Raw genomic sequence first — 8,253 nt, 5'->3', positions numbered from 1 at the left:
CGCTTCACCGTCCCCGCCGCCCAGTGCCCGATCATCGCGCCCGAGTGGGAGGACCCCAAGGGCGTGCCGATCTCGGCGATCCTCTTCGGCGGCCGCCGCGCCACCGCGGTGCCCCTGGTGACGGAGTCCTTCGACTGGAACCACGGCGTGTTCCTCGGCGCGAACGTCGCCTCCGAGAAGACCGCCGCCGCCGAGGGCAAGGTCGGCGAGCTGCGCCGCGACCCCTTCGCCATGCTGCCGTTCTGCGGCTACAACATGGGCGACTACATGGGTCACTGGGTCGACGTCGCCAAGGACAAGGACCAGGCGAAGCTCCCGAAGATCTACTACGTCAACTGGTTCCGCAAGAACGACGAGGGCAAGTTCGTCTGGCCCGGCTTCGGCGAGAACAGCCGCGTCCTGAAGTGGATCGTCGACCGTCTCGACGGCCGCGCCGAGGGCGTCGAGACCCCCATCGGCATCCTGCCGGCCAAGGGCTCCCTCGACACCGACGGCCTGAACCTGTCGGAGTCCGACCTGGACTTCCTGCTCACGGTCGACAAGGAGGTCTGGCGCGAGGAGGCCGCCCTGGTCCCCGAGCACCTCAACACCTTCGGCGACCACACGCCCAAGGAACTGTGGGACGAGTACCGCGCCCTGGTGGAGCGCCTGGGCTGACCAGCCCCCCATACGCCGCGGCCGGCTCCGATCGTGCCCTGACCAGCAGTATCGTCACGGCCGGCCGCGGTGAACCACCACAGACCGGCGAGGTCGCGTACAACGACGTGCGCGGCCCGAGGCCTGCCGCCGAGTCTCCGTCCGCCCTGACGGGGAACCGGCGGCGGGCCTTCGCCCTTTTTCCGGGCACCGGCCCGTTCCCCGCGGGCACCGGCCCCGGTCCGTCGCCGCGGGCACCGGCCCCGCTACTGCGAGCGGTCCTCCAGATAGCGCGTGTGCGACTCCTGCCGCCGCGCCTCGGCCTCCCGCAGGCCCGCCGCCAGCCGGTCGGCCTCCTCGTGCAGCAGCGTCAGCTGCCGCTCCAGATGCCGTTCCGGCGGCTCCTGGCCGGGAGCCAGCCGCGTCCACCAGCGGGTCCGTACGAACGTGTCGACGGCCTCCGGCAGGTCCTGCCGTACGGCCCGGGACAGCGTGTGCACGCCCTCCGGGTCCTGGGCGAGCAGCTCGGTGACCCAGCCGGGGTCGAGCAACGCGGTGAGCAGCTCGGTCAGTTCGGTCAGCCGACCAGCGGCGGCGGGCGGCAGCTCGACGTCCGCGAGATAGTCGCGCAGCCTCCCGAAGTCGGCACGCACCTCGTCCAACTGAGCGGACGGGTCCGGGAAGTCGGGCAGCGGCGGCCGCTCCGGCGGGGCGATCAGCGCGCCCGCGCCGTACAGACCCGCGACCACGACCGGCCAGTACGGGCCCGCCACCCCCATGAAGGTCAGCGCCAGACCGGCGATCCCGCAGGCGGCGCCGGTGATGTTCTTGCGGCTCTCCAGGTACCCGAGGAACTTACTGGTAGCCACGGATCTCCTCGAAGGCGCCGTCCAGCGAGCCCTGCTGGGCGTCGAAGAGACGGCCGCCGGTCAGGTCGGCGATGTGCGCGAGCTCCGCGCGGTCGGAGTCGCCGAAGAGGATGGGGAAGACGGGGATGTCCCGCCGGGCGGCGCCGAGCCCCCGGTAGAAGGCGTCGAAGTCGCCGGCGTCGTCGCCGGTGGTGTTCTCGCCGTCCGTCATCAGCACGATCGACGTGAACGTGTCGCTGTCGGTGGCGAGATGGTCGTAGGCCTTCTCCAGCGAGGTGTAGATCGCGGTCTCGCCGTCGGCCTCCAGGGACCTGGTGTCCTTGCGGATCGCGGCGAGCCCGCGCTGCGGGTCCGACGGGCTGACGACATGGGTCCGGGCGCTCTTGACCTCCGACCCGAACGGCATCAGCGTGACCTCCTCGCGTTCGCGGAAGTCGCCGGTCAGATCGGTGAGCGCCTTCTTCAGCCGGGACAGCCGGTCGCCCTCCATCGAGCCGGAGGTGTCCAGGACGTACACCGTCCGGGAGGGCCTGCGCAGCTCGTTCTCGTAGGAGTCGAGCAGCCCGTCGGCGACGGAACGGCTGCCGGGGAAGGGCAGTTCGCGCCGCCTGGAGGTGTCCAGACCGGCGGCCGGCCGCACCGAGGCCACGACCGGCCGGCGGTGGGTGCGCTCGGTGATGAGCCGCTGCACGGCGTCGGTGCGCAGGTCGTCGGCGAGGCGGCGGACGTCCGCCCGGGCCGTCGCGTCCGAGGCGGCCAGCGAGGAGAGCGGGTAGTCGGCGGTGACCACCCCGTCCGTGGGGCGGATCACGGTCAGGCCCGGGATGCCCTTGAGGACGGACTCGTAGTTGAGCAGCGCGTCGACGTTCCCGCGCCGGGTGTACGCGCTCGCCAGCCAGCCCGACGACCCCGAGGTCAGCTTCTGCCCCCGGAAGAACTCCTTCAGCCGCGGGGTGGCCTTGGCGACGTCGGCGTCGGTGAGCGCCGACTGGGCGCCGGACAGGGCGGAGGCGACCGAGATCAGCGTGGAGAAACCGGAGTTGGAACGGGCCGGGTCGGTCATGCCGTAGGTGAGCCTGCCGTCCGCGACGGCCTTCTCGACCTGCGACCAGGTGACGTGGTCGGGCTGCCAGCCCAGCGAGTTCACCGTCTGCGTCTTCACCCCGATCGCCACCGGGCTCGACATGACCGGGGTCTCCGACACGACCTTCTTCGCCGCGTCGGGGCGCAGCCGCAGATAGGCGTTCGAGGACAGCCACACCGCGTCGAACCGGCTGTCCGCCTTGCCCTTGGCGAGCAGGTCCACGGCGTCCAGGGTGCCCATGTAGGTGGGGCGGACGGTGAGGCCGGTGTCCTTGCGGACCTGGTCCAGCACCGGCGTCATGTCGCCGAGCTCGCTGGAGGCGAGGACGCGGACGGTGCCGGGTTCGGGCGCGTCGGGATCCTTCTTCCGCTCCGTGGAGCAGGCCGTCAGGAGGGACAGCGCGGACAGCGCGGCCACGGCGGCGGCCAGGGTGCCCGTCAGGGGACTCCGGCGGCTCAGGGGAGCACGTCTCATCCGAGGCCTCCTTCCAGCGCGCTCTGCGACCGGCTGCGCTCCAGGTACGAGCTCGCGCTCTGGAGCTCCGAGGTCAGGGACTCCACGGTCGACGCCATCACCTCGGTCGCCTGGACCTTGTACGTGTCGATGGCGTCGAGGGTGCGGTAGATCTGCTGGAAGGCCGCGCGCAGGGTCTCCGCGCCCACCGCCGGGTCGGCCGCGATCCGCTGGATCTCCCCGCTCTGGGTCGCGAGCATCTCCGCGTTGCCCCGGATGAGGTCCTCGGTCGTCCCGCGCAGGGCGTTGACCTGGTCGACGACCTTCTTCTGGTGGTCGAGGGCGGAGGCCAGCATCACGGAGATGCGCAGCGCCGACACGGTGGTCGTGGCCGCCCGGTCGACGCCCTTGATCAGCTCGTCGTTGTTGCGGCGTACGACGTCCATGGCGAGGTAGCCCTGCGCGCACACCGCGAGCTGGGTCAGCAGGTCCTGCTGCTTCTGCCGGACCGGGAAGAGTACGTCCGCGCGCAGCGTGTCGCCCTGTTCGGGCTGCGTCGCCTCGACCCCGGCGATGTGCTGCTCGACGGCCGTGTCCAGGGCCTGGGTCAGCACCACGTACTCCTGGAGCTTGCCCATGGTCTCCCACAGCCGGACCCGCTCGGTCTGCAACGCCGCGTTGTCGCGCCGCAGTTCGTCCTGCCCGCCGCGCAGCGAGCCCACGATCTTGTTCAACGTGCCCTGTGCGGAGGCGTACTTGGCGACGTGGTCGCGCAGCTTGTTGCCGCCGGGCAGCCGGGAGAGGAACTTGCGCCCCTTGTTCGCGGACAGGTCGCGCGGGTCCAGGTCCTCCACCACGCGCCGCAGTTCGACGAGCGAGCCCGCGACCTTCGACTGGGCGTCCCCGCCCTTGTCGGGCAGGCTGCGCACGGCGCGCTCCAGCATGCGGTTGGACTGCGCGGTGGCGGTGCGCATCTCTCCGGCGCCGAGCGCGGTGATCTCCCCGACCTTGCCCGCGAACTCGGGCGAGCGGGCGTCCAGCGCGGTCAGGCCCTCGATGTAGGCGCTGGCCTTGGCGGCCATCTCCGTACGGACCCGGTCGTCGACGGGGACGAGCCCGCCGGCCTTCTCCCGCGGCACCGGTGCGACGGCCTCGGGCGGGCTGAGCGTGAAGTCGTTGTCCGCAGTGGTCATGTGGTTCCCCCCGTTCATCCGCGGGCCCGGCGCGCCAGTTCGTGCAGCACCTTCGAGGTGGGCACGGGCGCCTGCCGGACACCGGTCAGTTGCTGCTTGAGATAGGCGGTGTGGCCGGCGGCCGCCGCCGTGAACTCGGCGGTGTCGCCCTGCGGCCGGAACCCGTGGCGCACTGCCAGCTTGCGCAGCACCGGGTCGGTGCCGAGGAGTTCGGCCAGACCGCGGCCGTTCTCGGTCAGCGGTACGACGGTGTGGTCGCTGTTGACGGTGGTGTCCGGGTAGAGGACGACCAGGTCGCCGGGGTCGCGCTGCTGACCGAGCAGGGAGGCGACCTGGGACTCGTAGACCAGGACGAGCGGGTTTCCGGCGCCGCTGACGAAGTCCCGGAAGTTCGCGTCGCTGCTGGACTGCTGGGCGCCCTGGACGCTGACCAGCTTGTGCAGCAGCGGCGCGGTGCGCGCGATGTCGGCGTCGCTCGACACCACCCGGCCGCCGTCGGCGACGTAGGAGGCCGCGGCGAGGTAGAGGGCGCCCGAGTTGGAGGTCTCCGGATCGGTGCTGGAGATGTAGAGGGTGCCGGTCAGCTCCCCGTACTTGGCGGCCCCCTTGAGCTGCTGCCAGGTCCGGTCGTGCCGGGCGGCGTCCAGGTACGCGGCCATGCGCAGGGTGCCGCGGTTCTTGGCGTCGAGGGTGGCGAGCCCGTTGCCGGCGAGCACCTCGGCGGCGCCGCGGTGGGCCACGACGACGAGCGGCGAGTAGAACGGGCGCGGCAGCGTCCCGCGCACCTTGTACTTCGCGGCGAGCTCGGCGGCCGGGGCCTGGCTGGACGGGAAGGCGACGTCGTACCCCTTGAGGTCGAGGCCTTCCATGGCCCACGACCCGGAGGTCTCCGCCTGCACGGTGTAGCCCTTGGCGGCGAGGGCCTTCACCACGTCGGGATCTGCGAAGAACTCGGCCTTCTCCGACCCGATCACGATATGCACGGTCTTCGTTGCCGTGCCCTTGTCCCCGTGTTCCCGGCCCGCGACGACGGCAGCCACCACTCCGCCGATCAGCAGTACCGCGAGGACTATTCCTGCGATGCGTCTCACGCCGGGGACTGTGCTCGCGGAACCCTACATTCCTGGGCGGGACGGATGAACGGGCGGTGAAGTGGTGTTCCCGGTATGCAACGGGAGGACGGGAGTCCGAAGGGGGAAACAGGGCGCCCGGTCCGCGCGTCGCTGCGGGTGCACGCGGACCGGGGCCGTTCGGGGCCCCGGTGAGGGGGTGTCAGCCGGCGGCGCTCAGCTCCGGCCGTTGCGCCGACGCCGCGGCGTGGGCGTCCATGCGCTCCGCCGCCAGGATGGCCGCCGCCGTGTCGGCGCGGGACGCGGCGACGACGAGGGCGCGGCCGGCGAGCGTGTGGGCGCGCTCGTGCAGTGCCGCGCGGCGCTGCTCGTCACCGGCGGCGTTCGCCGCGGCGCGGACCGGCGCGTGGCCTGCGCGCAGCCGGGTCACCTGCTGGGCGAGGCGTTCGGCCGCGGTGTCGAGATCGGCCGACGGCTCCGTGCCGCGCAGCTCGTCCGTGACGGCGAGCAGCGCCGCGAGATGTCCGGCGAGCTGGATGTCCAGCTCCTCCTCGCGGGAGCGGTGGGGAAAGTCGGAGGTGTTGCCGGCCATCGTGCTGTGGACCGACTTGGTGCGGATCGGCTCGTACATGGGACGGTCTCCTGTGCTCTGACAGGAAACCATCCTAGCTTGGATTTCGTCTAAAGTTGCGCCGTTCGGGAAAAGGAGCCGTCGGCGGCCCCGCCCGAACGCGGTCAGGTCTGGCTGTAGCCGTCCAGGAAGTTGCCGATCCGGCTGATCGCGTCCTGGAGGTCGTCGACCGACGGCAGGGTCACCACCCGGAAGTGATCGGGCTCGGGCCAGTTGAAGCCGGTTCCCTGGACGACCATGATCTTCTCGCTGCGCAGCAGGTCGAGGACCATCTGCCGGTCGTCCTTGATCTTGAAGACCTTGGGGTCCAGGCGCGGGAACAGATACAGCGCGCCCTTCGGCCGTACGCAGGTCACGCCCGGGATCCGGGTCAGCAGCTCGTAGGCGGTGTCCACCTGCTCCTTCAGCCGCCCGCCCGGCAGCACCAGATCGTTTATCGTCTGGCGGCCGCTGAGCGCGGCGACCACGCCGTGCTGGCCCGGCATGTTCGCGCACAGGCGCATGTTCGCCAGGATCGTCAGGCCCTCGATGTAGGACTGGGCGTGCGCGCGGGGGCCGGAGATGGACATCCAGCCGACGCGGTAGCCGGCCACTCGGTAGGCCTTCGACATGCCGTTGAAGGTGAGGGTGAGCAGGTCGGGCGCGATCGCGGCGGTCGGGGTGTGGGTGGCGCCGTCGTAGAGGATCTTGTCGTAGATCTCGTCCGAGCAGACCAGCAGGTTGTGGCGGCGGGCGATGTCGGTCAGGCTCCGGATCATCGCCTCGTCGTAGACCGCGCCCGTCGGATTGTTCGGGTTGATGATCACGATCGCCTTGGTGCGGTCGGTGATCTTCCGCTCGACGTCCGCGAGGTCGGGCATCCAGTCGGACTGCTCGTCGCACCGGTAGTGGACGGCCGTGCCGCCGGACAGGGAGACCGCCGCGGTCCACAGGGGGTAGTCGGGGGCGGGTACGAGGACCTCGTCGCCGTCGTCCAGCAGGCCCTGCATCGCCATCACGATCAGCTCGGAGACGCCGTTGCCGATGAAGACGTGCTCGACGTCCGTCTCGATGCCGAGGGTCTGGTTGTGCATGACGACGGCCCGGCGGGCGGCCAGCAGGCCCTTCGCGTCGCCGTAGCCGTGGGCCGTGGAGACGTTGCGGAGGATGTCCTCCAGGATCTCCGGCGGGCACTCGAAGCCGAAGGCGGCCGGGTTGCCGGTGTTCAGCTTGAGGATCCGGTGCCCCGCCGCCTCCAGCCGCATCGCCTCCTCGAGCACCGGGCCCCGGATCTCGTAACAGACGTTGGCGAGCTTGGTCGACTGGATCACCTGCATGTCCGTGAGCTTACGGCTCGATAACGTCTCTTGGGTCGTGTTTTCCGCCACGTGAGACACGTCAGTTTGTACGGGTATCGCCGAGAGCTGTCACAGGAGCCCCACCTGTACCTAGAATCCGCGATCATGTCCATCCCATCTCAGCGCCAGGACGGGGCGTACGGCCCCCACGTCGCAGCTGACCAGGCCGGCGCGTCCGGCGCCCACCTCGGAGTGGAGCCCACGGCGCACCCGAACGTGTACCGGCCGCAGTCCGCTCCGGCTCCGGCCTACGAGGAGTACACCGATCCCGCGGCCGCGCACGGCTGGACGAACTCGTACGACGAGACGCGCGAGCTGCCGGCCCTGGTGGATGGCGAAATACCGCCCGGATATCCCGGATCTCCCGGGCATTCCGGCCGGCCGGGGGATCCGGGGTATGTCGCGTATCCCCCCTATTCCATGCATCCGGGGGAGAGCGGCCGTCCCGGTGACGCCGGGCCCCAGGACGCGGACGGCTACGCGGACGGGTACGCGGGGGGCGACGGGCATCCGGACGGGGCCGCGGCAGGGGACGAGGTGGGGGCTGGGCAGGACGGTTACGCCACGCCCTACGCGCCGTCCGCGCCGGCCGTCGCGTCCCTGGCGCCCGCGGGGCCCGGCCGCCGGTCCCGGCGCAAGCAGGGTGCCGTACGCAGGCGGCGGGCGGCGATCGTCGCCGGCGCGGCGGGGGTCGTGTCCGTGGCGGCGGTGCTGGCCGGACTCTCCTTCACCGGTTCCGGCGGCACGGGCGGCGAGCGGGACGGTACGGCCGGGGGGTCCGCCGCGCCGGAGGACCCGGACCCGACGGGTACGGCCGCGGTCACGTTGCAGGACTCCGAAGGGGTGACGGCCCCCGGGGCCGCCCTGCCCTCCGCGGCGTCGAGCGCCCCGGCCGCCACGCGGCAGGCTTCGCCGGAGCACTCCGCGAGCACGTCGGCCGGCGCGTCGGCGTCGCCGGGCAGGAGCGTGACGCCCTCGGC

8 protein-coding genes are annotated in these 8,253 nt (G+C 71.6%); 2 read left to right on the top strand and 6 right to left on the bottom strand.

Annotation, left to right across the window (positions count from 1 at the left end; translation table 11 throughout):
• On the top strand, positions 1-657 hold a 657-nt coding region (locus FNH09_RS42510; RefSeq protein ID WP_152895213.1), incomplete at its 5' end, for a phosphoenolpyruvate carboxykinase domain-containing protein.
• A 245-nt stretch (positions 658-902) separates the two neighbouring features.
• Here FNH09_RS42510 and FNH09_RS42505 read toward each other — a convergent pair.
• From FNH09_RS42505 to FNH09_RS42480, 6 genes are all read right to left on the bottom strand, one after another.
• Positions 903-1,505: a hypothetical protein gene (locus FNH09_RS42505; RefSeq protein WP_162469931.1), complete on the bottom strand. Its 603-nt coding sequence runs from the start codon at positions 1,503-1,505 to the stop codon at positions 903-905.
• Positions 1,492-3,063 (bottom strand): substrate-binding and vWA domain-containing protein, encoded by a 1,572-nt coding sequence (locus FNH09_RS42500; protein ID WP_152895212.1) that lies wholly within the window; start codon positions 3,061-3,063, stop codon positions 1,492-1,494. Before FNH09_RS42500 ends, FNH09_RS42505 begins: the two co-directional genes overlap by 14 nt.
• Positions 3,060-4,235 (bottom strand): toxic anion resistance protein, encoded by a 1,176-nt coding sequence (locus FNH09_RS42495; RefSeq protein WP_152895211.1) that lies wholly within the window; start codon positions 4,233-4,235, stop codon positions 3,060-3,062. The genes FNH09_RS42500 and FNH09_RS42495 overlap by 4 nt, the downstream gene beginning before the upstream one ends.
• A gap of 14 nt (positions 4,236-4,249) precedes the next feature.
• Complete coding sequence (locus FNH09_RS42490) at positions 4,250-5,326, bottom strand: substrate-binding domain-containing protein (protein WP_162469930.1); 1,077 nt, start codon at positions 5,324-5,326, stop codon at positions 4,250-4,252.
• A 181-nt stretch (positions 5,327-5,507) separates the two neighbouring features.
• The gene (locus FNH09_RS42485; protein ID WP_152895210.1) at positions 5,508-5,936 is read right to left on the bottom strand and encodes an SCO4983 family protein; all 429 of its coding nucleotides are present in this window, start codon (positions 5,934-5,936) and stop codon (positions 5,508-5,510) included.
• A 104-nt stretch (positions 5,937-6,040) separates the two neighbouring features.
• The gene (locus FNH09_RS42480) at positions 6,041-7,252 is read right to left on the bottom strand and encodes a pyridoxal phosphate-dependent aminotransferase (RefSeq protein WP_152895209.1); all 1,212 of its coding nucleotides are present in this window, start codon (positions 7,250-7,252) and stop codon (positions 6,041-6,043) included.
• Between the two features lie 126 nt (positions 7,253-7,378).
• On the opposite strand from FNH09_RS42480, the gene FNH09_RS42475 reads away from it, so the two are divergent.
• On the top strand, positions 7,379-8,253 hold an 875-nt coding region (locus FNH09_RS42475), incomplete at its 3' end, for a hypothetical protein (RefSeq protein WP_152895208.1).

Source organism: Streptomyces adustus (assembly GCF_009377175.1).
GTDB lineage: Bacteria > Actinomycetota > Actinomycetes > Streptomycetales > Streptomycetaceae > Streptomyces > Streptomyces adustus.
The sequence above is the reverse complement of the archived record's forward strand: the minus strand, read 5'-3'. Positions and strand labels throughout refer to the sequence as shown.